25 protein-coding genes and 1 pseudogene are annotated in these 25,570 nt (G+C 40.7%); 8 read left to right on the forward strand and 18 right to left on the reverse strand.

The genetic code is table 11. The annotated features are described in order from the left end of the window. From LJE09_RS18810 to LJE09_RS09630, 6 genes are all read left to right on the forward strand, one after another. Positions 1-150: transposase (locus LJE09_RS18810; RefSeq protein WP_227311272.1), on the forward strand; the 150-nt coding region annotated here is incomplete at its 5' end. A gap of 216 nt (positions 151-366) precedes the next feature. After that, complete coding sequence (locus LJE09_RS09610) at positions 367-726, forward strand: arsenate reductase family protein (RefSeq protein ID WP_025577743.1); 360 nt, start codon at positions 367-369, stop codon at positions 724-726. 205 nt (positions 727-931) lie between these two features. Continuing rightward, positions 932-1,609, forward strand: coding sequence for a response regulator transcription factor (locus tag LJE09_RS09615; protein WP_227311256.1), 678 nt, complete (start codon positions 932-934; stop codon positions 1,607-1,609). Further along, positions 1,602-2,501 carry a sensor histidine kinase gene (locus LJE09_RS09620; protein ID WP_215691341.1) on the forward strand — a complete coding sequence of 300 codons (900 nt, stop codon included), beginning with the start codon at positions 1,602-1,604 and terminating at the stop codon, positions 2,499-2,501. The genes LJE09_RS09615 and LJE09_RS09620 overlap by 8 nt, the downstream gene beginning before the upstream one ends. Positions 2,502-2,636: 135 nt before the next feature. Continuing rightward, complete coding sequence (locus tag LJE09_RS09625) at positions 2,637-3,308, forward strand: ABC transporter ATP-binding protein (RefSeq protein WP_006858253.1); 672 nt, start codon at positions 2,637-2,639, stop codon at positions 3,306-3,308. Positions 3,309-3,323: 15 nt separating this feature from the next. Further along, positions 3,324-5,966, forward strand: coding sequence for an ABC transporter permease (locus tag LJE09_RS09630; protein ID WP_055058598.1), 2,643 nt, complete (start codon positions 3,324-3,326; stop codon positions 5,964-5,966). A gap of 79 nt (positions 5,967-6,045) precedes the next feature. On the opposite strand, the gene LJE09_RS09635 is transcribed toward LJE09_RS09630, so the two are convergent. The 17 genes from LJE09_RS09635 to LJE09_RS09715 form a co-directional block, all read right to left on the reverse strand. After that, positions 6,046-6,906 carry an urease accessory protein UreD gene (locus LJE09_RS09635; protein ID WP_055201263.1) on the reverse strand — a complete coding sequence of 287 codons (861 nt, stop codon included), beginning with the start codon at positions 6,904-6,906 and terminating at the stop codon, positions 6,046-6,048. Between the two features lie 12 nt (positions 6,907-6,918). Then, positions 6,919-7,527, reverse strand: a complete 609-nt coding sequence (ureG, locus tag LJE09_RS09640; protein WP_021925795.1) for an urease accessory protein UreG — start codon at positions 7,525-7,527, stop codon at positions 6,919-6,921. A gap of 21 nt (positions 7,528-7,548) precedes the next feature. Then, on the reverse strand, positions 7,549-8,241 hold the full coding sequence (locus tag LJE09_RS09645) for an urease accessory protein UreF (RefSeq protein ID WP_055153858.1): 693 nt from the start codon (positions 8,239-8,241) through the stop codon (positions 7,549-7,551). A gap of 101 nt (positions 8,242-8,342) precedes the next feature. Further along, entirely contained in the window at positions 8,343-8,819 is a 477-nt protein-coding gene (locus tag LJE09_RS09650; protein WP_118617370.1) for an urease accessory protein UreE, read from the reverse strand. 20 nt (positions 8,820-8,839) lie between these two features. Beyond that, on the reverse strand, positions 8,840-9,346 hold the full coding sequence (locus tag LJE09_RS09655) for an AmiS/UreI family transporter (RefSeq protein WP_008705095.1): 507 nt from the start codon (positions 9,344-9,346) through the stop codon (positions 8,840-8,842). 256 nt (positions 9,347-9,602) lie between these two features. Beyond that, positions 9,603-11,324: an urease subunit beta gene (gene ureB / locus LJE09_RS09660; protein ID WP_008705097.1), complete on the reverse strand. Its 1,722-nt coding sequence runs from the start codon at positions 11,322-11,324 to the stop codon at positions 9,603-9,605. A gap of 12 nt (positions 11,325-11,336) precedes the next feature. Beyond that, entirely contained in the window at positions 11,337-11,696 is a 360-nt protein-coding gene (ureB, locus tag LJE09_RS09665) for an urease subunit beta (RefSeq protein ID WP_019163039.1), read from the reverse strand. A gap of 14 nt (positions 11,697-11,710) precedes the next feature. Beyond that, positions 11,711-12,013 (reverse strand): urease subunit gamma, encoded by a 303-nt coding sequence (ureA, locus tag LJE09_RS09670; RefSeq protein ID WP_008705098.1) that lies wholly within the window; start codon positions 12,011-12,013, stop codon positions 11,711-11,713. Positions 12,014-12,397: 384 nt separating this feature from the next. Then, a complete protein-coding gene (locus LJE09_RS09675) occupies positions 12,398-13,120 on the reverse strand; it encodes an amino acid ABC transporter ATP-binding protein (protein WP_055058812.1) in 723 nt (240 codons plus the stop codon). After that, a complete protein-coding gene (locus LJE09_RS09680; protein WP_081026552.1) occupies positions 13,113-14,594 on the reverse strand; it encodes an ABC transporter permease subunit in 1,482 nt (493 codons plus the stop codon). Before LJE09_RS09680 ends, LJE09_RS09675 begins: the two co-directional genes overlap by 8 nt. A gap of 24 nt (positions 14,595-14,618) precedes the next feature. Then, positions 14,619-15,455: a sugar phosphate isomerase/epimerase family protein gene (locus tag LJE09_RS09685; protein WP_055058823.1), complete on the reverse strand. Its 837-nt coding sequence runs from the start codon at positions 15,453-15,455 to the stop codon at positions 14,619-14,621. Positions 15,456-15,521: 66 nt separating this feature from the next. Then, on the reverse strand, positions 15,522-16,508 hold the full coding sequence (locus tag LJE09_RS09690; RefSeq protein ID WP_173700945.1) for an SIS domain-containing protein: 987 nt from the start codon (positions 16,506-16,508) through the stop codon (positions 15,522-15,524). 143 nt (positions 16,509-16,651) lie between these two features. After that, positions 16,652-17,512 (reverse strand): PfkB family carbohydrate kinase, encoded by an 861-nt coding sequence (locus LJE09_RS09695; protein ID WP_025577722.1) that lies wholly within the window; start codon positions 17,510-17,512, stop codon positions 16,652-16,654. A gap of 59 nt (positions 17,513-17,571) precedes the next feature. Then, entirely contained in the window at positions 17,572-18,543 is a 972-nt protein-coding gene (locus LJE09_RS09700) for an SIS domain-containing protein (protein ID WP_055058814.1), read from the reverse strand. A gap of 43 nt (positions 18,544-18,586) precedes the next feature. Continuing rightward, positions 18,587-20,008 (reverse strand): YfcC family protein, encoded by a 1,422-nt coding sequence (locus tag LJE09_RS09705; protein ID WP_055058815.1) that lies wholly within the window; start codon positions 20,006-20,008, stop codon positions 18,587-18,589. Positions 20,009-20,043: 35 nt separating this feature from the next. Then, positions 20,044-21,615 carry an amidohydrolase family protein gene (locus tag LJE09_RS09710; protein WP_055058816.1) on the reverse strand — a complete coding sequence of 524 codons (1,572 nt, stop codon included), beginning with the start codon at positions 21,613-21,615 and terminating at the stop codon, positions 20,044-20,046. Between the two features lie 269 nt (positions 21,616-21,884). Next, entirely contained in the window at positions 21,885-22,607 is a 723-nt protein-coding gene (locus tag LJE09_RS09715; RefSeq protein WP_055058817.1) for a GntR family transcriptional regulator, read from the reverse strand. A 347-nt stretch (positions 22,608-22,954) separates the two neighbouring features. On the opposite strand from LJE09_RS09715, the pseudogene LJE09_RS09720 reads away from it, so the two are divergent. Both LJE09_RS09720 and LJE09_RS09725 read left to right on the forward strand, forming a co-directional pair. Further along, positions 22,955-23,260: pseudogene (locus LJE09_RS09720) on the forward strand (IS1634 family transposase); the annotation flags it as partial. Positions 23,261-24,097: 837 nt separating this feature from the next. Further along, entirely contained in the window at positions 24,098-25,282 is a 1,185-nt protein-coding gene (locus LJE09_RS09725) for an SAM-dependent methyltransferase (RefSeq protein WP_062808145.1), read from the forward strand. Here the strand turns inward: LJE09_RS09725 and LJE09_RS09730 are convergent. After that, positions 25,248-25,478, reverse strand: coding sequence for a hypothetical protein (locus LJE09_RS09730; RefSeq protein WP_167343399.1), 231 nt, complete (start codon positions 25,476-25,478; stop codon positions 25,248-25,250). The genes LJE09_RS09725 and LJE09_RS09730 overlap by 35 nt on opposite strands. Positions 25,479-25,570: the final 92 nt, after the last annotated feature.

A 25,570-nucleotide genomic window follows, 5' to 3' on the forward strand; every position in this document is an offset into this window, starting at 1 on the left:
ACAACATACTACTTATGGCAAAAGTATAATTCGGTCTTATCAAAACAGTATTGGAAGAAAAAAATATTTTGGTCAGATGGTTATTTTGCTTGTAGCATTGGAGAAGTGTCATCAGCAACTATACAAAAATATATTGAGAGTCAGGGATAATAGATAACGATTTACAAGGCTCCTCCCACCGCCTAAAGGCAGTGGGTTTCCGCCTATGACAAACGAAAGGATTTATTTATGAAAATCTAAGCCTTACAATTCTTCCATAACATTCTCTTGCAAAATCGCCCTTTCCAATTTATGATATATCTATCTGGAACAATAACGGAGGAAGTAATTACCTGTAAATAGTTACGATAAATCTATACGAGGAGAATGTCTATGAAAGTTTTAGTTTACCGCAAATGCAGTACCTGCATGAAAGCCCTGAAATGGCTGGACGAACACAATATCAATTATGAAGAACGGGCTATTAAAGAAGAAAATCCTACTTACGAAGAACTGAAGAAATGGTACGCAAAAAGTGGTCTTCCACTGAAGAAATTCTTTAATACAGGCGGAATGATCTATAAGGAAATGGGATTAAAAGATAAGTTAAAAGATATGTCTGAAGATGAGCAGCTGAAACTCCTTGCTACAGATGGAATGCTGGTGAAACGGCCTCTGGTAATCGGAGATGACTTTGTACTTACCGGATTCAGGGAGAAAGAATGGAGCGAGGCTATGCACATGTGATGTGCGCATAACCTCTTTTTTATAGCTTTCTTATCAATCTTTGCCACATAAAACAGAACAATCAAAAACTCCAGATATGACTGGGAACTTCTGGTTGCCGAAGGTGCTATTCATGCTGTCCGGCTGAAACAGAAATCCAAAACGAAACGAAAAAAATTGCCCAAGGAAATGATGGTGGCATTTGAATAACGAAGGAGTGAGATACATGGAACAATTATTGATTATTGAAGATGATATAGGGTTGAATCAGGGTTTAAGTAAAGCATTGAAAGCAGATGACCGTCAGATTATATCCTGCCATGATCTAAAAGCGGCAAGAGAGCAATTGCTTTGCGGTAGTGTATCCCTGATCCTGTTGGATATCAATCTGCCAGATGGCAGTGGGCTTGAGCTGCTCCGGGAGGTCAAGGAAAACATGCCCGGAGTTCCTGTTATTCTGCTGACTGCCAATGACACCGATCTGGACATCGTAGACGGACTGGAGAGGGGCGCTGATGATTACATTACCAAGCCCTTTTCTCTTTCGGTTTTGCGGGCAAGGGTGAATACCCAACTGCGAAAGCAAGCGTCAAACCATAAAAATGCGCCGTTCCATATGGATCTATTTCACTTTGACTTTGAGGCTATGACCTTTTATGTGGCAGATTCAAAAGTGGAATTGAGCAAAACCGAACAAAAATTACTGCGTCTGCTTGTTGAAAACCGAGGCCGAACCATGACCCGTGGAGACCTTGTAGACCGGATCTGGACAGATGGCGCAGAATATGTGGATGAAAATGCTTTGTCTGTTACGATCAAGCGTCTGAGGGATAAGCTTGGTGCACAGAAATATATTAAAACCGTCTATGGAATCGGTTATAGCTGGGTGACAAAAGATGAATAAAACCGGCATTGTGATCATACTGCTGTGTTTTCTGGCGGCGGCAGCTGTTGTGTTATGGGAGCGGAGAAAGGCCAGAAAAACGATGGAAGAAATCGAAAGGATGCTAGACGCTGCCATGACCGGCTCCTTTTCTGAAAACAATTTTGATGAAAGCCAGCTGTCTGCATTGGAAACGAAGTTTGCGCACTATCTTTCCGCAGCAGAAGCATCTTCTCAAAATATAGCGCAGGAAAAAGACAAAATCAAAACCTTGATTGCAGACATTTCCCACCAGACGAAAACGCCGATTGCAAACCTGCTGTTATACAGCGAGCTTCTGAAGGAGGAAACTCTGCCTGCATCGGCGAAGGCAAATGTGGAGGCGCTGTACAAACAATCGGAAAAGCTGCGATTTCTGATCGATTCTCTCGTAAAGCTTTCCAGACTGGAAAACGGGATCATTTCACTCTCCCCTCAGCAAGCAGCGCTGCAGCCGCTGCTTGAAAGCGTAGTAGAACAATATACTGCCAAGGCTTCTGAAAAAGGATTGTCTTTGCGACTGCAAGATACCGATGCTTTTGCTGTATTCGACTTCAAATGGACAGCGGAAGCGCTGGCTAATATCGTAGACAACGCCATCAAATATACAGAGCATGGCACCATTACTATTTCTGCCGTAAGCTATGAAATGTTTGCAAGGATCGATATATCGGATACCGGTTCAGGCATCCCGGAAAGTGAGCAAGCGAAGATATTTGCTCGCTTTTACCGCTCAAATAGTGTGCAGAAACAAGAAGGTGTGGGCATCGGCTTATACCTTGCCCGACAGATCATATCCGGCGAGGGCGGTTATATCAAGGTTGCTTCCGTTCCGGGAAAAGGAAGTACGTTTTCCATATTTCTGCCGAAATAACAACAATTCTATCAAAACTGTTAGATTTCATTTTCCGCCGGAAAGAATGTGGAAAGATTCCTATGCGATAATCTGTATGTATCAAAGGATCATTTCCTTTCATACATACAGATTTTTTCATGGAGGTACTCATTTATGGAAGTTTTACAGGCAAAAAACCTAAAAAAGATTTATGGCTCCGGCAATAACGCAGTTCATGCGTTGGATGGAGTTGATTTAAGTGTAAAGAAGGGCGAATTTGTTGCAATTGTCGGCACATCCGGCTCCGGCAAATCCACGCTGCTGCACATGCTGGGCGGGCTGGATCGCCCTACAAGTGGCACGGTCATGGTGGACGGACAGGATATTTTCTCCCTGAAGGAGGAAGCGCTGACCATCTTCCGTCGCAGGAAAATCGGCTTTGTGTTCCAAGCATATAATCTTGTTCCGGTGCTGAATGTGTATGAAAATATTGTTCTACCCATTGAGCTGGACGGTGGCAAGGTCAATAAGGATTTCGTACAGCAGATTGTACAGACACTTGGGCTGGATGATCGTCTGGATGCGCTGCCCAATCAGCTCTCAGGCGGTCAACAGCAGCGGGTAGCCATTGCCCGTGCGCTGGCGGCAGCACCCGCTATCATTCTGGCAGATGAACCCACCGGCAATCTGGATTCCAAAACCAGCCAGGATGTATTGAGCCTTTTGAAAGTCACCAGTCAAAAGTTCGCCCAGACAATCGTAATGATCACTCACAACGAAGAAATTGCGCAGATGGCAGACCGCATTATCCGTATCGAAGATGGTCGGATCGTCTCCCAGAACTAACGGGAGGTGGCTACGATGAATGTCAAAAACAGAAAATGTATTCGAAAGCTCAGCTTAAAATCTCTTTATGCGAACCGTCGCCGCAATCTGATCGCTATTTTTGCCATTGCGCTGACAACGCTGCTATTTACGTCCATGTTCACCATTGTCTTGTCACTGAACGCCAGCTATGAAACCTACCAGTTTCGGCAGGTAGGCGGCTATGCACACGGCACCTTTAAGGATGTTTCCCCCGAGCAGGCGGAACGCATCGCTGCCCACCCAAAGGTGAAGGCTGCGGGGATACGGAAGGTAATCGGTATCACTGCGGAGGGGGTCTTTGCCAAAGTACCGGCAGAGATCAGCTACATGGATGCCAACTGCACTAAATGGAGCTATGCAACCCCTACTACCGGACGGATGCCCGAAAGCGGCAAAGAGGTAGCCATGGATACGGCAGCGTTGCAGCTGCTTGGCGTAACGCCGGAGCTGGGCGCCGAGGTCACGGTTTCCTATTCCATTACGGACAAGGATCAAACCGCCTTTACTGTAACAGATACCTTTACGCTGGTAGGCTATTGGGACTATGATGAACTAATGCCTGTTCATTACATCAACATCAGCCGTGATTACGCAGATGACATCGAAGCGCAGGCAGTAAAAACAGGTTTACAGCCTTTCCGCACCGATTTGAATGTCATGCTGGCCTCCGGCACAAACATTCAAGGGCAGATGGAGCAGGTGGATACCGATCTTGGCTACACATGGGACAGCTATACCGATCCCAACAGCGTCCGGATCGGCGTCAACTGGGGATATACCTCATCCCAGCTGGAGTCGAAGCTTGATCCGGAACTTGTGATCGCCATAGCAGCTTTTTTGCTGCTGGTGATTTTCACTGGGTATCTTATCATCTATAACATTTTTCAGATCTCTGTTGCAGGGGATATCCGGTTTTACGGACTTCTGAAAACCATTGGCACAACGCCCCGGCAGCTCAAACGCATCATTCGCCAGCAGGCACTTCTGCTTTGTCTGATCGGCATTCCGGCGGGGCTGCTGCTGGGCTACGGCATCGGCGCTGTTTTGGTGCCTGTTGTCTTGCACTCCATCCAGTTGGATACAGGCATCACCACCATCAGCACTTCGCCTGTGATCTTCCTTGGGTCCATGCTGTTTGCCTTGTTGACGGTGCTTTTGTCCTGTTCTAAGCCCGGAAAAATGGCAGCCAAGGTCTCTCCGGTGGAGGCTACCAAATATACGGATGTGATGCAGACCAAGAAAAAACGGCGCAGCATCCGGGGAGCAAAGCTCCATCAGATGGCCTTTGCCAATCTGGGACGAAACAAGAAAAAGACGGTGCTGGTGGTGGTGTCTCTGGCACTGTCGGTGACACTGTTCAATGCGCTGTGTGCCTTTGTGGGCGGCTTCAGCATGGAGAAGTATGTATCCGCCATGACCTGCGCCGATTTTATCGTCAGCACGCCCGACTATTTCCGTTACAACCCGGCAGATGAATTCATCACGCCAGAACAAATCGAAGAGATCGCAGCAAACACAAAGGCCAGTCTTTCCGGCACGGGATATGCTGTGCGAAAACCCGCCTACCTGTGGATGACGGAGAATGCTTTGCGGCAGGACTATGCAAAGTACGAAAGCGCCGAGCAGTTGGACAGCCATATGAGCCGTCTGGAGCACCGGGGCAATATGGTGATGGGAGATACCAGAATCGAGGCTCTGGATAACAGTCTGTTTGACAAGCTGCAAGTATTCGACGGAGATATTTCTCCCATGTTGGAGCCGGACAATAACGCCATTGCCATTGCGGTTTCCTTAGATGACTACGGTAATCTGCCCAATCTTGAATACTACCCCAAGGTGGGAGACACGATCACCGTTACCTATGCGGACGATGTGAAATATATCGACAGCCGCACCGGGGAACTCACCGAAGATACACCGGAGGAGTACTTTCAGGCAAAATTGTATGGAGCCAGAGATGTAGAGTACACGGTCTGCGCCTTGGTAGAACTTCCGAATTCCATGAGTTATCGTTATAGTGGTATTGGATATGACGTAGTTTTGTCTGTGGACACCGCACAGAGGGACAGCGGTGGTGCAGCCATTCCGATGCTCTACCTGTTCGACACAGCGGACGAAGTTGACGAGGCCGAAGCAGAGCAATATCTATCGAAGCTCACTGCCGGTGAGTTTTCGCCCTTGATGTATGAAAGCAAGGCCACGGCTCGCTCTGAATTTGCTCAGTTCCGGCAGATGTTCCTTCTGATAGGTGGTATTCTCTGTGCTATCATCGGGCTGGTGGGACTCTTAAATTTCTTCAACGCCATGATGACCGGTATTCTTTCCCGCCGCCGTGAATTTGCTGTGCTTCAGGCTGTAGGAATGACGAACCGGCAGCTCAAAACCATGCTGATCTACGAGGGATTATTTTACGCAATGTCCTCCGTAGCGGCGGCCTTTATTCTGTCGCTGGCGGTGGGACCTCTTGCAGGAAAAATGCTGGGCAGTATGTTCTGGTTCTTTGAGTATCGATTCACCATTCTGCCTGTCCTGCTGACAATTCCGGTATTTCTTCTGCTGGGGTGGCTGATTCCTTGCATGATGTATGACAACGCAGCGAAATGCAGCGTTGTAGAGCAATTAAGGGATGCTCAATGATTCTCCGCCTGCGGCGGGTCGCCTCAGCGACATAATTCTATACATCAGCACAAAAAATGGCGGGAAATCCCGCCGTTTTTTATCTCTGTTCTGTTTCGTATAACTTTTTGATTTTTTCCGCTACCTGCTGCAGTTTCTGAGCACGATAACCGAAGATTCTCAACGCCAGATCTCCGGCTGTGAGACGGGTAACACCTCCATCTATTTCCGAATCTTCATCAAGGATCTGCCAGATTTTTTCCTGAAGTTCCAAATTGATGGCTGAATCTGCTGACTTTACAGTTCCGGATTCCTGACTGCAATTTTCACCATCTCTGCTGCAGATCTTAGAAAGAAACAGGTTTGCCATATGTGTGTAACCCTCGTACATTCCGATTCCTTCCATGGGCATTTTGTCCGGTTCGTAGCGGGTGTTGTCGCGATAGATGAGTTTGTCCCCTCTGTACAGCAAGACTTTTGAGGAGAATCTGCGGTACTGAAAGCGTTCATCGTGTGCATTTCGGCCGCAGGAGATAATCTCCAGCAGGAATAAACGAGAGGTTTCGTCTTCCAGATGGATAGTCATCTTGCTGTCAAAGGCTGACTGTGCAAAAGGAATAACCGGCTGGGGATAGTAGTATAATGTAGCGTTTTTGTCTACCTGCACTTCAATGGTTCGGGCGGCTGAGCCTTCGTCCATTTTGTGGATTTTCTCAAAGGACTGGGACAGGACTTCCAGATCTGCACCTTCCTTTACATGGTAGGAAAATTCCTGGGAATCACCTGCCATAATTCCGGCGGAAGCACAAAGAGGCATGATCTGGATCCCACCGTTTTCTTTTTCGAAGGGCATCATAATCTTGTATGGTGCTGTGAAAGACAAATCTTCCAGAATAGTCCTTCCGTCTTTTAAGGCTGCGCAGGCGCTGATGCGGGATATTTTTCCGAATTTGTTATCCATAGGCATTTTCCTTTACATTCCTTCTAGGAGTACGTTTTTCTTGATCCACTCTACCACTTTATCTACGTTCTCATCTCCGCGGATATTTGTAAACTGGAATGGTCTGTCACCACGCATTTTTCTGGAGTCTCTTTCCATTACTTCCAGACTTGCACCTACATATGGAGCCAGGTCTATCTTATTAATTACAAGAAGATCAGAACGTGTGATTCCAGGACCGCCTTTACGCGGAATCTTATCTCCTTCTGCTACATCAATGACGAAGATGGTTGCATCTACCAGCTCCGGACTGAATGTTGCAGACAGGTTATCTCCGCCGCTTTCGATGAAAAGAAGTTCAATATCAGGGAAGCGTTCCATCATCTCATCTACTGCTTCCAGATTCATGGAAGCATCTTCACGGATGGCTGTGTGAGGGCATCCGCCTGTCTCTACACCAATAATTCTTTCTACAGGAAGAACGCTGTTCTTTGCAAGGAACTGGGCATCTTCTTTTGTGTAGATATCATTTGTGATGACACCAATACTGTAATCCTTTGCCATCTTTCTTGACAGTGCTTCAATAAGTGCTGTTTTTCCGGAACCTACCGGTCCGGCAACTCCGATTTTTACGTATGACATACCGATTTCCTCTTTTCTTTCTTACGACATATATAATCTGGAATACAGCTTCTCGTGCTGGATTCCTCTGATATCAAATCCAGGTGCAGAGAGACATAAGTCCTCCTCGCTTCTGTTCATGATATCCTTTAATATCTCATCAAACTCACCATAACATCCGCTCAGAAGCTGCTGCCCGGATGTCTGGCTGAGTGGAATTGTTTTTACGCAGTTGGTGACGATTGCAGATGTCTGTGCGTATAGATAATGCGTCAGCGCTTCTTCCAGAGAAATCTGCATTTCCGCACAAAAAACTCCGTAAATACAGCAATGATTTACTGCTTTTCCCTTTCTCGCATCCAGATATTCTCTGAAAATCCCTGTTTCACTGATGGAAAGCCCTAGCTTTTCAATGGTTTTTGCGAAACGGGAACCCATTTTTCTGGCGGCTTCTCTCTGTTCCATAGGAATTCTGGATGCTTCCAGAAGTTCTTCCAGGTACAGAAGTTCCTGCAGGTCTTTTTTCTCTGCGGCTTCGTATGCAAGTCTGGCTGCCAGAAGTTCTGTATATGCAAGATTCCATTTGATTTTGTGAGTAATATACTCTCTGGCTGTGTCTGCATCGTGGACAATTCCACGCTGAATATAAGTTTCAAGTCCCTGGGAATGGGAATATCCTCCGATGGGAAACAGCGCATCATTTACCTGTAAAAGATAGAACTGTTTTTCTGACATGAAGAACCTCCATAATTAACATTGATTGTCTTAAATATTCAAATTTCAGTAAATACATTATCTGCCTTACAGTTTACTCATAACATTCCTTATAGTCATATTTAATGATGATGATTATGAATACTTGCAGAAATTCTCTTGTCAAAGTCCAGCTTCAACACTTCTTTCTCTGCCTGAACTCCATGGATTTTCTGAAGCATAACAAGCATTGGCTCGTTATAGATCGTGATAAACGTATCATTCTCTCCCCAGAAAAGCGGTGCGTGTCTGTTGCCGATTTCGTAGCAGACTTTTGCAGACATTTTCTCATGTCCGGAAGTCAGAGAAACGCGGATCACTTCGCATGGCGGTGTATTTACCACTACAAGCTTCTCATCATCTGCGTAGATCACATCATCCTGATATAGACCTCTGGCAAGAATGGAATCGTCCATGCGGATTCCCACTTCTGTTCCTTTGTCTGTTGTTTTTTTATGTATTTTCTTGAATGCTTCGTGCCATTCGATATCTACATATTCTATTGTTTTTCCTGTAGTATCAAAATCATGAAGCTTTCCCAAAACCTGTTCACACAGCATTATTTTCGACCTCCTGAATCTTACCAAATCTGAAGCAACATCATAACTCCAGGAACCCATGCAGTTACGATTCCTTCAAATACCTGAAGATATGGAACGAATTTTCCCAGTTTTTTTCCGCAGATATCTTCTACGAAAGCAGTTCCCCAGAGAATTGCCCACAGATACCAGATTGCTGCCCAACGCAGATCCGGTGTGATTCCCAGTGCAGTGCTTCCTGTAAATCCCTCGATTGTACCGAAGATCACCGCATTGATGGCTACAAAAGTAGAAAACCATGCAAATGGAATCGGGCTTGCTTTCAGGAATTTACTCAGGGCTACGAAAAGATAGGTAAAGCAGAACAGTAATCCTGTTCCTGCTGCATAATAATTGCCCTGCACCAGATTGACAAAGTTAATAAATAAAGAAAGGCCGCCTGTAAAGATGTTCATAATGGCGGTTGATTTTCCGTCTACATTGTATAAAGAACACATACCGTTGTTGATCAGTACGATTCCTACGAATAAAAGACAAACTCCTAACATAATATTCTCTCCTCTCCTGTTTTTCAATATATCTTTCTGTTTATATTTCGCGAGCAAAAATAGTTTATTTAACACTCATAACAAGATAAATAAATCCTGCTTATTTTCATATAAAAATCAGAATTTTATACTGACAGGACTGTCATTATATCGTTTGGTAAGTTCTTATAAAAGTTCTCACAAAACTCCATAAATAACAGTCCTGCGAATATCATTTTTATGATCAGATAACCAGAATGTAATGGTTTAAAGTTGTCTAGAACAGACTGTAAAGCTGTGTCAGCGGAAGCTTCTCTGCCGGTTTGGAAGTGATCTCTTCGCCGTCAACAGTAACCTTATATGTCTCCGGATCTACGGTCAGTTCCGGTGTTCTGTCGTTAAATACCATATCTTTTTTGCTGATATTTCTGCATCCCTTTACAGGTACTACAGTTTTCTCAAGACCGTACTTCTCTTTTACATTCTCATCCATGGCAGCCTGGGATACAAAGGTCAGGCAGGCTTCGTTCTTAGCTTTTCCATGAGCTGCAAACATTGGCTGATAGAGAACCGGCTGTGTAGTCGGAATGGATGCATTTGCATCGCCCATCTTAGATGCAATGATCATACCGCCTTTGATGATAATATCCGGTTTTGCGCCAAAGAATACAGGATTCCAGAGAACGAGGTCTGCGAATTTACCTTCTTCCACAGAGCCCACATACTGTGAAATACCGTGTGTGATTGCCGGGTTGATGGTATATTTGGAGATATAACGTTTTACACGGAAGTTGTCATTGTCATGTCCTGCATCTTCCGGAAGTGCACCTCTCTCATCTTTCATCTTACTTGCTGTCTGCCAGGTACGTGTGATAACCTCACCTACACGTCCCATAGCCTGAGAGTCAGAGCTCATCATACTGAAGATACCCATATCATGAAGAACATCCTCTGCTGCGATTGTCTCAGGACGGATTCGGGAATCTGCAAATGCAACATCTTCCGGGATTCTCTTGTCAAGATGATGGCAGACCATCAGCATATCCAGATGCTCATCCAGAGTGTTTACTGTATATGGCATTGTTGGGTTTGTGGAGGATGGCAGTACGTTCGGAGCTGCTGCTGCGCGGATGATATCTGGTGCATGTCCACCGCCTGCACCCTCTGTATGATAAGTATGAATGGTTCTGCCGCCGATGGCTGCAAGTGTATCTTCCACACATCCACCTTCATTTAATGTGTCTGTATGGATGGCAACCTGTACATCATATTCATCTGCCACATTCAGACAGTGATTGATAACTGCAGGTGTTGCACCCCAGTCCTCATGGATCTTCAGTCCCATAGCTCCAGCCTTGACCTGCTCAATGAGAGGAGCTTCGTCTGAGCAGTTACCCTTTCCAAGGAAACCTAAGTTCATCGGGTATTCCTCGGCTGCCTTTAACATCATTTTTAAGTTCCATGGTCCAGGTGTACAGGTAGTCGCATTTGTACCGTCTGCAGGGCCTGTACCACCTCCGATCATAGTAGTTACACCACTGTATAATGCACAGTCGATCTGCTGTGGGCTGATGAAATGGATATGGGTATCAATTCCACCTGCAGTTACGATCATTCCCTCTCCTGCAAGTGCTTCTGTAGATGCACCCACTGTCATTCCAGGTGTGACGCCATCCATGATGTCCGGATTTCCGGCTTTACCGATTCCTGCGATTTTACCGTCTTTGATACCGATATCTGCTTTTACGATTCCTGTAGAGTCTACGATCAATGCATTGGTAATTACCAGATCCAGATCTCCGTCTTTGCTGCAGGTTTTTACAGACTGTCCCATACCGTCACGGATTGTCTTGCCGCCGCCGAACTTTACTTCGTCTCCATAGGTTGTATAATCTTTTTCTACCTCGATCACAAGGCTTGTATCTGCCAGACGTACCTTATCTCCTGTAGTCGGGCCATACATTGCCGCATATTTGCTTCCGGAAATTTTTGTACTCATTATTGTCCCTCCTTACAGAAATCCTTTTAATTTCGCAGTTTCCATGGATGCTGCTTTTGTATCGTCAGTTGCCTGGGCGCGGGTGAGATCATTCAGTCCGAATACTCTCTGTCTGCCGCCCATTTCTGTAAGCTGAACCTCTTTTTCTTCACCTGGCTCAAATCTTACAGATGTTCCTGAAGGAATGTCCAAATGATATCCATAGGCTTTTTCCCTGTCAAAAGAAAGGCATTTATTTACTTCAAAGAAGTGAAAATGAGAACCGACCTGAACCGGTCTGTCGCCTTTGTTTGCCACTGTTACTGTCACTGTTTTCTTGCCTTCATTAAGTGTGATCTCACGATCTGCGGCCATAATTTCACCGATCTTCATGCTCATTCTCCTCCTTACTGAATTGGATTATGTACTGTCACAAGCTTGGTTCCATCCGGGAATGTTGCCTCTACCTGAACTTCACCGATCATATCAGCAACACCGTCCATTACGTCATCCTTTGTAAGGATTTTGGTTCCAAGCTGCATCAGCTCTACTACTGTTTTACCATCTCTTGCAAGCTCCAGGAGTTCAGAACTGATATACGCAAGTGCCTCCACGTAATTCAGTTTCAGACCTCTTTCCTTTCTCTCTTTTGCAAGATTTCCTGCCATATGAAGCATTAATTTTTCCTGTTCTTTGGGATTCAGCCTCATGATATTCCTCCTCTCGAATTGTGCGGATTATAATATGCAAAAATCTGTTACTGTTCACTCCGTTCTCAGTAACGTAGCCAAAATTCATTCCAGATTGCCTGCGGCAATGGAATTTTGGCTTGTATGTCTCGGGATTTTGGCGTATTCATGCCAAAACACCTCGCGGGATAGTGGTGTGTGAACAGTAATAAAAATCCTCGCAGTACACAAAAAAGAGCAGGCAATGGGATTCTTTCTCAGACCCCATTGTCTGCTCTTTGTACGAAAATTTTTATATAGGGGATTATAACTTGTGTTTCTTTGATGGTCAAGATGTTTTTTGTGAATTTTTTGTTTTTTACATTACACCAACCATAACACTATCTTCTTTTTGTAACTCGAATTTTATAAAACTTTCGCAAGAAATTCTTTCGTTCTCTTATGTTGTGGCTTTTCAAATACTTCTTCTGGAGAACCGTCTTCTAATATAGCTCCCTGATCAAAAAACAATACCCTGTCACTCACTTCTCTGGCAAATCCCATTTCATGGGTAACTATAAGCATTGTAATTCCCTCTCCTGCCAATTTCTTCATTACATCAAGTACTTCTCCTACCATTTCAGGATCTAATGCTGAAGTTGGTTCATCAAATAAAAGAATTTCAGGATTCATAGCCAGTGCTCTTATAATCGCAACCCTTTGTTTTTGACCTCCGGAAAGCTTTGATGGATAAGACAGTGCTTTCTTCTCCAACCCAATTCTTTTTAACAGTCCTATTGCTTTTTCATCCGCTTCTTCTTTTTTCCATTTTCCTAATCTTACAGGTGCAAGAGTTATATTTTTCAGCACTGTCATGTTTGGAAATAAATTGAAATGCTGAAATACCATTCCTACATTTTCTCGATATTTATCAATATCTTTCCTTTTTTCCAGAATGCGCTCCCCTTCTATAATAATTTCTCCTTCATCTGGTACCTCCAGAAGATTCAGGCATCTCAAAAAAGTAGATTTTCCAGATCCTGAAGGGCCAATAATACAGACACATTCACCTTTTCGTATTTCTATATTAATACCCTTGAGAACCTGCACATTTCCAAAAGATTTTTTCAGATTATGTACACTAATCACTTTGTCTCATTCTCCTTTCCATCTTTTCGAGAAATATAGAGAGTATTTTCACAATCAGATAATACATAATTCCAGCAGTTATCAATGGTATAAACATCTGATAGGTTCTTGATGAAACATAACTAGAAGCTTTGGTAAGATCCATAATACCTACATATCCCAAAATGGAAGTTTCCTTAATCAACTGTATAAATTCATTTCCCATTGCAGGCAGAATATTTTTTAAAGCCTGTGGAATAATAATAAATCTCATTGTATCTTTATATCCAAGTCCCAGAGATCTTCCGGCTTCCTGCTGTCCTTTATCAACTGCCATAATTCCGGCACGTATCACCTCAGACACGTAGGCACCACTGTTAATCCCGAAGCTCACAACTGCTGCCACATATCCCAACCGGCTATGAAAGACAGCAAAATACACGATCATCAATTGTAATACCGAAGGGGTTCCACGAATCACATCTACATATATATGGATAATCCTCGACAATACAGTTTCTTTTTTCTTACGATCGGCATTCAATTTTATCATTGCTGCCATTAATCCAATCACAGTTCCCAAAAGTACTGACATGATTGAAACCAGGAGCGTAACCTGTAGTCCATTCAGGTAATATTTCCAACGGTTATCCTGCAGAAAAATAAATTTGAAAGTTCCAATTATTCCTGTGTTATCTGCTATCTGAACTTGCGTTGTATCATTTTCTCCTGAGAAAAATTTTTCATAAATCTGGTCATATTCTCCATTATCTTTTAACTTTTTCAGTCCCTTATTTACTGTATTTAAAAGTTCTGTATTTCCTTTTTCAATACAATACACTGTATCCTCTTCCGTTCCATCCACTTTCTGATAAACAATATCATCATTCTGTCTGCAGTAAATCTCTGCCATAATAGTATCAATTAAGACAGCATTTACACCTCCGTTTTTCAGTTCCATTACTGCACTTGCAGCGTTTTTAAAGCGGACAACTGTTGCATTTTCAACAACACCATAGTCTGTATTCTCTCCGGATACAATGAAATCACTCTGGGATCCTTCCAAAACTGCTACTCTTTTCCCGGATAATCCAGCAAAATCATACAAAGGTGTTTTCTGACTGCTTACAATACTCTGGGATCCCGTATAATAAACATCCGAAAAATCTACACTTTTTTCCCTTTCTTTTGTTGGTCCTATCGCTGCCGCAATAATTTGAATATTTCCGGTTTCCATAGAACCAACCAAAGAATCAAAGGGCATATCTTTCCATTCCAATTCCAGATTTTCTTCTTGGGCAATTGCTTCCAGAAGTTCATAATCAAAACCCGTGAGATTTCCATCACTGTCCAGATATTCAAACGGTGCATATTCTGCATTCGTTCCGACAGTTATCTTTTCCTTAGCATAGACACTCTGCGTTCTACATGCACATAAGAAAAACAGAGTAAGCATGATGCATGAAAAAATTTTTATTCTCATTTTATCACTCATAGCTGGTCTCCTATAATGTGAGTTTTAGCGTATAAATGTTTCATATGCTTTCATATTCTGTTTATCTGCCCTAGCCGGATCTTTAAAATAGTCAAATTCTGTAATTTCCTGTCCCAGATATCCCTTATATCCATGACGATTGATTGCCTTCAGAAACTCCTCAAGATTATGCGTTCCATCCCCCCAAATCAGATGACCATAAGGATTTCCATCAATAAAATGCATGTGGATAATATCATCTCCAAGTATATCAAACCATTGATCAATTGTTTCACCGGCAACTCCCATTGCTGTGGTATCAATCATCGCTTTCAGATTTGGATGATTTACTTCATCCAGCATTCTTTTTACATCATATACCGTAGTAGCAAGGTTGGATTCCTGCGGACGAAGAGATTCCATTGCCAGTCGGATATTTTTTGTTTTGGCATATTCTGCCAGAACAGACAGCATTTCCCTTGAACGTTTCCAGGCTTCCTCCCTGTCTTCATTCCAATATCCCCATCCTGAATTGATTGCCATTGTTTCTACACCCAATTCTTCACCGGCATCCAGAGCTTTCTTAAAATATGCCATACTTTTTTCAAACTGCTCTTTTTCCTGTGCAGCGAACTGATATTGGTATGTACAATTTTCCGGTGTAATCACCTTCACAGTCAAATCTCTTTCATCAAGAAGTTTTCTGACATGTTTACAGTCAGAATATTCTATATAGCTTAAAAAGAAATGCGGTGTTCCAGGCCATAACTCAATTGTTTTAAATCCGGCTTCTTTTTGTGCATCAAGAAAATATTCCAATGAATAAAATAAATAATGAATATTCATACCTGCCAATTGTTCTCTGTTGATTAATTTCTCCATTTTATCCTCCATGCTTTCTTCTGTTACCTGTTCACAGCTCAATAATACCCATATAATTTCACTTTCCTATTTTTCCAGTTTACTACCCATATATCTATGAAAATCAGGATCTGACGGAATATTCAAATCTATCTTTCTTGCCCGTGATGTCATAACAAACAACATTTGTACAGGCAGAATATATTCCAGAATTGAAAACTCAGGATCGTCTGTAAATTTACAGTTCAGTATATATTTTATATTTTCATCTACCTGTTTGGAATTAATCCCAAATAAACAGTAACCCTGCTTTGTATAATAATCGAACAATTTTTCCATTCGATTTCTTTCATAACCATTAGGTGGAAAAATATATAAAAAGTTAGTTTTTGAAGTGACAGCATTATACATACCATGCATAAATTCTTCTGCCTCATATCCCCTCACCGGAAATCTGCAGGTCTCAGAAAATTTTAATATTCCCTCCAGTAGCAAACTCCTCATTTTATTACCGGAAATAAGTATCATATCTTCATTATCTTTTAGTTTCTCTGATATTTCTGAGCACCAGAGTTTGCTTATCTGCAGAATATTTTTCATATTCTTTATTACAACATCTATTCGCTTTTTATAGTTTTCAGCTTCTTTTTCTGTAATCCTTCCAATGCTTTCGGCAGTATCAATAATCCATATCATCAAAGTCAATACTGTTGCCGTAAAACCTTTGGTTGTTGCACCAGCATCTTCATAACCACATTCAATATATATGTTAGCATCTGCATGTCTGGTAATTTCCGTATCATATTCACCGGTCATTGAAATTGTGACAATGCCGCGCTCTCTAACATCATCCAGTGCCTTTATGACTGCTGCACTGGTTCCCTGTTGTGAAATTCCTGTTACCACTGCGCTTTTTGAAATAAGTTCATAATCCTCTATAAGCATTACTGGGTATACAGGTGTAACCCGTATACCCAGTAATTTCTTTGCAAAATCGGCTACAGCTACTGCTGCATTATAAGAAGATCCTGAACCTGTCAGGTAAATTTCTGATATTTTCTTATCTTTCAGCACTCTGTTGCTGTCCTCAAGAATTTCCTTCTTATTTTCCAATATGTATTGCAGGATATCAGGAGTCTCATATATGTAATCCATTGCATTTCCATGGTACAGCATATATTTTCTCCTCTTTGTCATTCACTCTATATATTATATTTCTAATCCTCGTATGGTTTTCCGTATCCAAAAGCACCATTGAGTGTACATACATGTGCTGCAAATTTAGAAGCTTCTTTTAAAGAAGTACGGATTGCTTCCTGTCTGTCAGTTCCTCTTTTCAGCTGATCAATATAACAATCCATAAAAGAGGTCAAAAAAGAATCTCCGGCACCCATTGTATCTACCACATTGTCAATAAGTGTTGCCGGCTGTGTATAAAACTGTTCACCATCATACATAATGCAGCCTTTAGAACCTCTGGTAAGAGATACCAACTCCGGTCCCAGGGAATGAATAAATTTCAGATGTTCTTTTGCTGCTTCATCATCTCCGTCAAAAGAACAAAATGCATATGTAATGTATGGTGCATATTTTTCATAATATTCTTTGGAAGAGTCATCAGAAAAATCGAAGGAAATTTTTATACCAGCCTCTTTCATAACTTTCAGCTGTGATTCTGTATAGCAATAATTTCCCGTATGCACAAAATCAAATTCTTTCATATATTCAAGGTCAAAACGGTCAAGAATATACGGAGTCTTTCCTCTTACTCCACCTTCATTATAATCCCCAAATATACGGTCTCCATCACGAAGTGTACATTTAGACCATCCGTTTTCTCCTACCAACTGTTTGCACTTTACAGTTTCAATTCCAAGTTCATTTAATACTGAAATTACAAATTCTGCAATGTCATCACTTCCAAAATATCCCATATATGCAGCTCTCTCTACACCAAACATTTTGGAATATGCACACAGATTTACACAGTTCCCGCCTGGATACATCATATGAGAATGTTCATACAGATCAACTACATTATCACCAAATCCCAGTACTTTTGTATTATACTTTACCATTTTTCTTCTCCTTTTTCATCTGGCAGATTCATATCTGCCAGACTTGTTACGAAAGAATATTAATATTCTACAACACCCATGTATCTTCTCATATCAAGAGGATGTCTTCTCTTGTCCTGTAAACCTGTACGATATGCTACTGACATTGCATAGAATACCATTGGGCAGAAGTATTCATTTACGCTTTCGTCAATTGCATCAATTCCAAGTTCCTTAGCATCAATTACTTCATATTTCTTTCCGTATTTTTTCAGGAAAGTAAGTGCTCGTTCATCCATAACTCTGGCTGCACCTGTTCCCATAAGAAGAATGTAGAGATGGTCTTCATCTGTGCATTCGAATGGCCCATGGAAATATTCACCGGAATGCAGATAGCAGCAATCCATCCACTGCATTTCCTGAAGAGAACAGATAGAGAAACCATATGCCTGTGAATAAGAAGCACCAGAGCCCATAATATAAAGGAACGGCTCTTCAAAATATTTCTCAGCAAATACCCATGTACGGTTCTGTACTTTCTTTACTGCTGCACGGACAATACCGTCAGCTTTTTCAAGTCCATCCAGTACAGCTTCATATTTTGTATAAGATGGCTCCTGTAACTTCATCAGTTCATTAAGAACACGCATTACAATTCCCTGCGGTCTTTCTTTTTCATTTGTATCATCTTCCCAGCTATATACGACTGGATTCATATCTTCCTGTGCACAGATAGAATTTGGATTATGTGTCATAGTAATCACTGCTGCACCACGTTCTTTGGCAAGTTTCGCTGCATTTACAGTTTCATTTGTATTACCACCATGAGAGCAAAGAATTACAAGTGCACCCTTTTTCAGAAATTTGGATGGGGATACAATCAACTCTTTTGCTGTAAGCCAATGAGAGTGCATAGTTTCTGATTCTGCATTGATAAAATAGAATCCCGGATAAAGATCCACTAAAGAACCTCCACATGCTGTAAAAAATACATCTTTAATCTGTCCCTGCTCTTCATAGATTTTTTTGATTAATTCTTCTGGTCTGTTCATTTTAATAATCTCCTTTTATTTATATTTTTTATTTTATAGTTTTCTATAATCCTGCTGAAATTGTACAGAATACAATTGCTATAACAGCCATGATCAAAAACATTTTCCAGATAGTTTTCCACCACTGTCCAAATGAAATCTTGCAGATTGCAAGCCCCGCTACTGTTGTTCCTGCTACTGGACTCATAAGGTTTGTCAACTGATTTCCATACTGTAAAGCTGTAACTGCCGCTTCCGGATTTACACCATGAAGGTCACATAAAGGTGCCATGATTGGCATAGATAATGCTGCCAGTCCTGAGGAGGACGGTACTAACAATGTCAGTAAAGACTGAACCACATACATCACTGCCGAGAAAACAACATTATTGGATTTTTCTACCAGTCCACTTAATGCATTTAAAATAGTATCAATAATCATTCCATCCTGCGCAATTACCATGATTCCACTGCAAAAACCAATTACCATAGCTGCAAATGCAATATCCTTTACGCCATTGATAAACTCTTCTGCTATTTCTGTTTCATTCATACCACCAAAGATTCCCATCAGGATTCCCATTCCCAGAAAACACATGGATAATTCATTCATATACCAGCCATTTTTTACAAGTCCTACTACCACTATAACCATTCCGATTACAAAAGTGAGGAGCACCAGCTTCTGACGAATTGTCATTTCCTGATTAAAATCAATATCCGTATTCATTTCTTTTTTCTTGAGCAAATCATCCTGATACGTAATAGACTTTTCAGGATTTTTCTTAATCTTAAATGCTCTCCAGGTTACAAAAGCAATAACCAAAGCCATCATAATCACAAACTGGAGCATTCTAAATACCAGCTGTGGATTTCCCTGAATCCCGGCAATGCCCTGTGCAATCAATACACAAAATGGATTTACTGTAGATGCAGCATAACCAACTGTTGCAGATAAGCAGACTGTCATAAAAGTAGTCATGGAATCATATCCCATTGCAAACATAATTGGCATGATCAATAAATAAAATGGAATCAACTCATCTGACATTCCAAAGGTACTTCCACCCAATCCAAAAAGAACCATTAGAATCGGTATGATCAGAATTTCTTTTGCTCCAAGTTTTTTCACAATCTTCTGAATTCCCATATTCAGTGCATTAGTCTTGGCCATAATCTGAAATACACCGCCGATAATAAAGACAAATGCAAGAACCTCTACCATCTGTTGAATTCCTTTTCCAGGTGCCATAAGTACCTGAGCAATTCCCTGTCTTAAATTTGTTCCATCTTCAAGAACTTTATCTACCGAATGATAAGTTCCTGCTACTGCTACACTTCTTTCTCCTGCAGAAGTTTCCATTACCTTTCGTTCAAACTCACCACTTGGAAGAATCCATGTAAGTATTGCCACTACAATTATCAGGAAAAAAATCAATGTGAGCACATGTGGCATATGAAGTTTGAATTTTTTCTTTTCTTCCATTTTACCTTCCCCTTTTCTTATTGTTTTCTGTCAGATCAGTTTTTTTCTGTCTGACTATTTTCTGTAAAAACGGTTCTTCCGTCCATGATTGTCATTACAACCCTTGCATCCCTGGCATCTACCGGATTAATTTCAAGTAAATTTCTGTCAAACACAGTAATATCTGCCAGTTTCCCTTCTTCTAACGTTCCAAGCACTTCTTCCATACCCAGATTTTTCTGTCCACCGATTGTCCATGCTTTCAGAAGTTCCGGTACAGTAAGAGTATTTTCTGATTGAAATGCTTCAGCACGTCCATCCATGTATCCTCCACAGGAATAATAGATAGATTCCGGTATACTGGTAAGCAGTAACGGTAAATCTGTGGCACCACTTAAATTCATTCCACTGTCTTGCATTTTACGGCGGTTCCAGTAATATTTTCCACGCTCTGTACCTATCGTCTGTTTAATATTATTAATCAGCACATCTGCCGGATCCAGTGACATAATCTGAAAATATAATTCTGCTGTTACCCCAATCCGACCAAGGATTTCCAAATCCTTTGGATCTGTAAACTCCATATCTGTAATTGCATGTCTGTTTTTCAGCTTTCCCTGAACCTTCTTGCATTTCTGATAAATTTCTGTAATTTTTCCTACTGCACCATCTCCCTGTGCATGTAAAGACCATCTGAAATCTTCTGCATCTGCTGCCAGAACGTCTTTTTCAATTTCTTCATATGGAACCGGATCTTTACAGCAGAAATCCTGATTTTCATATGGCTCTTTTAAATCACCCTTATAAGAAGCAATCGTACCATCAGTCATCCGGTTAAAACCACTGAAACGAATCTTATTTCCTGTAAACTGCTCTCTCATTCTGCGGGCATAAACAAGATTCATTCCTTCACCTACAGGCTGTGACATAAAGAAGGTTCTCAGATTAAGATCTTCAGAATCTTCCAGTTCTTTAAGATAATCTGTAAATCCATAGAAGTCATCAAATCCCATTTCCTTTACAGTAGTTACCCCTCTGGAATTCATCATTTTCATATAATCTGAAAATTCCTTTTTAATAAATTCCCGGTCATTCAGATATTCTCTCATGATGCGGTAATAGCTTTCCGGATAACATGTTTCTGCCGAAAACTGATAAATATTTCTGGCTTTCTGATTCATAATACAACAGGAACGATCTGCCGAAAAAATGATCACCGCTTTATTTGGAAATTTCTCTTCCAGCATTTCTTCTCCGTTCTGCCTGTCCCACATCTCCGGATTCCATCCATGCCCCAGTAATGCTCCCTCCGGATGTCTCTTCTGCTCATATTTTCTCAGAATACAGCATCCCTCTTCATTATCTGTCACTTTCGAAAAATCTGCTCCTACATGATAAATTGCATATCCGGTAAAAAATGTATGAGTATCTGTAATTCCCGGCATAACCAGTTCATCCCTGAAATTAAGAACTTCCTGTGCCTGATTCAAAATATCTTTTTCAGGTTTTCCTGCTTTTTTTTCGACAATATGATTTCCACTTAAACACAGATATCCTTCGTAATCTTTCTCATTTATACCGTCAAAAAGATGTTTTGCAATAATCACTTTTGAAAATCTTTTTTTCATTTATCACGTCCTCCTTTCTTGGTTTGTATTATATCATCATATAACGTCATAATACAATATGATCTTTTGGGCAAATCATAACTTTGTGAATTCTTGATATTTTATTCTTTATTTTTTTGTCTATAACACACAAAAAAAGGATTTCCGTTTCTCATTTTCAGAGTATATTTCTGTGCTGAAAACAAGATTTGAAATCCTTCTTTTTATTCAATATAACCTTTCGTGTTTAAACGGTTCTTCACCATCTATTAATATTACATTTTCGTTGTCTATATGGAAATTTTGTAACGTGAACCAGCAATAATTTCATAACTGATATATAAAGGTTCTTCTTTTTCATTATTAATATAGCTTGCCAGAATCATAACAGGTTCTCCTTCATTCATTCTAAGGTATCCTGCCACTGGTTGAGAAACTGTACTGACTTCTACTGTACTTCTCGCTTTTTCAGATTCTTTCATATGATATTCTTTATTGAGAAGACGTGTAAGAGATCCATTTTCCAGCTTTTCCACCTGAAAATCTGGAAGAAAATCGGTTGGAATATAAATATGTTCATAAATAATCGGCAAGTTATCGGCTGACAAAATTCGTTCTATGTGATATATCTTAGTATGTTCAGGTTTAAAAAAATCCTGCTGCCATTCCTGCATTTCCATAATATGACAGGAAATGATATGTGAAGACGGCTTTCTTCCATTTGAACGACACGCTTCAGAAAAACTCATGTTGTTATCATTTTCTATTTTACGATATATTTTGGGTATTTCCACAAAAGTTCCTTTTCCCTGTCTTTTTACAAGAAATCCCTGAGAGCATAACTCTTCAATTGTTCTGCGCACTGTAATCCTGCTGACCTGATAGGCAGCGGATAATTCTCCTTCTGTGGGAATCTGATCTCCCTCCTTATATGTTCCCTTTCGAATCTGATCTTTTATCTCTTTCATTAACTGAGCATATAATGGTAACTGTGATTTTTTATCCAAACTCATTGATGACTCCTTCCATATGCAAACATTATATAATGTTATATTATATCATATTTCTTAGAAAATCGCAAAAAACTGTCAGAAAAAAATCAGAATCCGACATTGTCAGTGAACACGGGAGTTTGACAGTTGAATATAAGAAAAAATGCTTGCAGTCCTTATGGTACCTGCTTTTTTATGTCAAATTTTTTGCTTTATTTTATAGTATTATATAGCATTATTTTCAGAAGTGTGTAGAGGGATTTTCCATGAAAGTAACTACATCAAAATCAAAAAATTCGGAATCCTTTTATATTGCCAAAAGCTATATTAACAATAAGGGAAATGCAAATAAACAAACTTCTTTAAAACCACAGTATGCAAGATATCAGAAATCCGTTTGAGATGCCCAGATAGAACGTGCTGAAAAAATGCTCAGCACCGGTACGATAAAGAAGGAACGTAGGAATCCGAATGATCCTGCTCGATTCATAGGGAAAGTCGCAGCAACTGAAGATGGAGAAACTGCAAAGATCCACAATTATCTGGACACAGAAAAGATCGAACAGGAAGCCTTATATGATGGGATGTATGCAGTAACTACAGACCTCTTAGACGATGACGTAAAAGATATCTTAAAAGTCAGCGAAGGTCGTTGGAATATTATGCCGATATTTTAGAAATGCCGATTTTTGACTTTCTGAAATATTGGATTTATAAGACTTTGTAAATATATCGGCATTTCTCACTATAGAGACGTAATCAGTCATTATTATAGTATTTCATTTGATGAGTATGAGACAATCTATGAGATAAGCGATGTTGATGATGAAGACACGGTATAAACTTAGCGATAGTGACAGTTCCATCTTTAAGGATGATGTGATGTTCAAGTATGCCAATGACGAAGATACTATCAAGCGGCTTTGTGGATTGAAATAAATGCCGATAGTTCATTACTTGTGCCTGACATTGGGTCAGGCATGGAATCTTATAGAAAATTTATCGGCATTTCTAAAATATCGACATATGGGAAATCGAGAAATGTTTCCGTATAATGAAAACTGATTTTGAAACAAAACCATTTTTTCTTCAAGACGATATACGCATAAAAGCCCATTTCCTTATCTGTTTCCTTGCATTAGTGATATATCGTTACCTTGAAAGAGACCTGGAAAATGCCATCAGCTACGAAACGATCTTGGATAAACTAAGAACGATGAAAAGGCCGGGAATAAAATACTATATTCCAAAACAACACAAAAAATCGCCGAACCTCAGTAAAATCAAGAGGTACAGCAATTTTTTTGTTTAGTAACTGTCAAAGACAGGATTATAACTTGTGTTTCTTTGATGGTCAAGATGTTTTTTGTGAACTTTTTGTTTCTTCTTCTATTTCCATTATTCTGCTACAAGTCTGACCAATTTCCCAGATATCTTTGTTTAATTCTCCCCTTGACGATAAGCGCCCCCAAAGGTGTATCATAGTTTTGTGTTAAAGGAGGTAAACTATTATGTTTGAAACATTAGGAGAAAAGGCTGAAGAAAAAGCAATGGTGCAATTCCTTGAACGCTTTACGGACTATCCATTTCTGATAAAGTTCAAGAATTCCGAATATCCAATCGGAGAGGGAGAACCCACATTTACAGTAAATTTTAAGGAAACAATTCCTCTGGCCGAGCTGCTCAAAAGCACTTCCCTGGCATTAGGCGAGGCTTATATGCGGGGAGATCTGGATATTGAAGGAAATCTTTACGAGGCACTGGATCATTTTCTGGGACAGATGAGCAAATTTTCTACCAATGAATCTGCTCTGAAAAAGATCATGTTCAGTTCTACATCCAAAAAAAATCAGGAAAAGGAAGTCACCAGCCACTATGATATCGGAAATGATTTTTATAAATTATGGCTGGACGAAACCATGAGTTATTCCTGTGGCTACTTCATTCATGACGATGACTCTTTATATCAGGCACAGGTCAATAAAGTAGATTATATTCTGAAAAAATTGCATCTGGAAGAAGGTATGAGTCTTCTTGATATCGGCTGCGGATGGGGTTTTCTGCTGATTGAGGCTGCTAAAAAATACAAAGTACATGGTACAGGAATCACTTTAAGCCACGAACAATATACAGAATTCCAGAAGCGCATCAAAGATCAGGGCCTGGAAGATTATCTTACAGTGGAACTGATGGATTACCGTGATCTGCCAAAGCATGACTATCAGTTTGATCGGGTAGTCAGTGTGGGAATGCTAGAACATGTTGGCCGTGACAATTATCAGCTCTTCCTTGACTGTGTAGAGAAAGTTCTGAAACCGGGCGGATTATTCCTGCTTCATTTTATCAGTGCACTGAAAGAACATCCGGGTGATCCATGGATCAAGAAATATATCTTTCCAGGCGGAACCGTTCCCAGTCTGAGAGAAATCCTGAATCATATGGCAGAAGACAATTTCCACACTCTGGACATTGAAAATCTGCGTCTGCATTACAATAAAACTCTGCTCCACTGGGAAAAGAATTTCCGTGAGAATATAGAAAAGGAAAAGACCATGTTTGATGAATCCTTCCTGCGTATGTGGGAACTTTACCTGTCAGCATGTGCTGCAACCTTCCATAACGGAATTATTGATCTGCACCAGATTCTGATGACTAAAGGAATCAATAATGATCTGCCAATGACACGCTGGTATTAAAATAACTGCCTGGATTTTTGTTTTTGAAATCCAGGCAGTATATATATGATATTCCAGTACAGACCAGTAATCCATAACAAGGGTTCTGAGCTGAATTTCTACCAGTTCCTTCTGTCTGCTCCTCTTCCTTTTTCCTCGGAACCGGCTTCTCACTCTGCTTATCCTGTTTTTTATTCTTTGATTTCTTTTTATTCATGATAGCCTGCACTTTCTGAAAATATTTGTATTTTTTATAATATATCATCTGCAGAGTATTTACATCAAAATCTATGTGATATGCAGGCAAAA

The organism is Blautia sp. DFI.3.45 (genome assembly GCF_020593505.1).
Classification (GTDB): Bacteria; Bacillota; Clostridia; order Lachnospirales; family Lachnospiraceae; genus Blautia_A; species Blautia_A wexlerae.

Excerpts from the sequence above, each read along its gene's own strand:
- LJE09_RS09610 (WP_025577743.1), top strand. The coding sequence starts at position 367 with ATGTCTATGAAAGTTTTAGTTTACCGCAAATGCAGTACCTGCATGAAA.
- LJE09_RS09615 (WP_227311256.1), top strand. The coding sequence starts at position 932 with ATGGAACAATTATTGATTATTGAAGATGATATAGGGTTGAATCAGGGT.
- LJE09_RS09620 (WP_215691341.1), top strand. The coding sequence starts at position 1,602 with ATGAATAAAACCGGCATTGTGATCATACTGCTGTGTTTTCTGGCGGCG.
- LJE09_RS09625 (WP_006858253.1), top strand. The coding sequence starts at position 2,637 with ATGGAAGTTTTACAGGCAAAAAACCTAAAAAAGATTTATGGCTCCGGC.
- LJE09_RS09630 (WP_055058598.1), top strand. The coding sequence starts at position 3,324 with ATGAATGTCAAAAACAGAAAATGTATTCGAAAGCTCAGCTTAAAATCT.
- LJE09_RS09635 (WP_055201263.1), bottom strand. The coding sequence starts at position 6,906 with ATGGATAACAAATTCGGAAAAATATCCCGCATCAGCGCCTGCGCAGCC.
- ureG (WP_021925795.1), bottom strand. The coding sequence starts at position 7,527 with ATGTCATACGTAAAAATCGGAGTTGCCGGACCGGTAGGTTCCGGAAAA.
- LJE09_RS09645 (WP_055153858.1), bottom strand. The coding sequence starts at position 8,241 with ATGTCAGAAAAACAGTTCTATCTTTTACAGGTAAATGATGCGCTGTTT.
- LJE09_RS09650 (WP_118617370.1), bottom strand. The coding sequence starts at position 8,819 with ATGCTGTGTGAACAGGTTTTGGGAAAGCTTCATGATTTTGATACTACA.
- LJE09_RS09655 (WP_008705095.1), bottom strand. The coding sequence starts at position 9,346 with ATGTTAGGAGTTTGTCTTTTATTCGTAGGAATCGTACTGATCAACAAC.
- ureB (WP_008705097.1), bottom strand. The coding sequence starts at position 11,324 with ATGAGTACAAAAATTTCCGGAAGCAAATATGCGGCAATGTATGGCCCG.
- ureB (WP_019163039.1), bottom strand. The coding sequence starts at position 11,696 with ATGAAGATCGGTGAAATTATGGCCGCAGATCGTGAGATCACACTTAAT.
- ureA (WP_008705098.1), bottom strand. The coding sequence starts at position 12,013 with ATGAGGCTGAATCCCAAAGAACAGGAAAAATTAATGCTTCATATGGCA.
- LJE09_RS09680 (WP_081026552.1), bottom strand. The coding sequence starts at position 14,594 with ATGAGTGATAAAATGAGAATAAAAATTTTTTCATGCATCATGCTTACT.
- LJE09_RS09685 (WP_055058823.1), bottom strand. The coding sequence starts at position 15,455 with ATGGAGAAATTAATCAACAGAGAACAATTGGCAGGTATGAATATTCAT.
- LJE09_RS09695 (WP_025577722.1), bottom strand. The coding sequence starts at position 17,512 with ATGGTAAAGTATAATACAAAAGTACTGGGATTTGGTGATAATGTAGTT.
- LJE09_RS09700 (WP_055058814.1), bottom strand. The coding sequence starts at position 18,543 with ATGAACAGACCAGAAGAATTAATCAAAAAAATCTATGAAGAGCAGGGA.
- LJE09_RS09705 (WP_055058815.1), bottom strand. The coding sequence starts at position 20,008 with ATGGAAGAAAAGAAAAAATTCAAACTTCATATGCCACATGTGCTCACA.
- LJE09_RS09710 (WP_055058816.1), bottom strand. The coding sequence starts at position 21,615 with ATGAAAAAAAGATTTTCAAAAGTGATTATTGCAAAACATCTTTTTGAC.
- LJE09_RS09715 (WP_055058817.1), bottom strand. The coding sequence starts at position 22,607 with ATGAGTTTGGATAAAAAATCACAGTTACCATTATATGCTCAGTTAATG.
- LJE09_RS09725 (WP_062808145.1), top strand. The coding sequence starts at position 24,098 with ATGTTTGAAACATTAGGAGAAAAGGCTGAAGAAAAAGCAATGGTGCAA.
- LJE09_RS09730 (WP_167343399.1), bottom strand. The coding sequence starts at position 25,478 with ATGAATAAAAAGAAATCAAAGAATAAAAAACAGGATAAGCAGAGTGAG.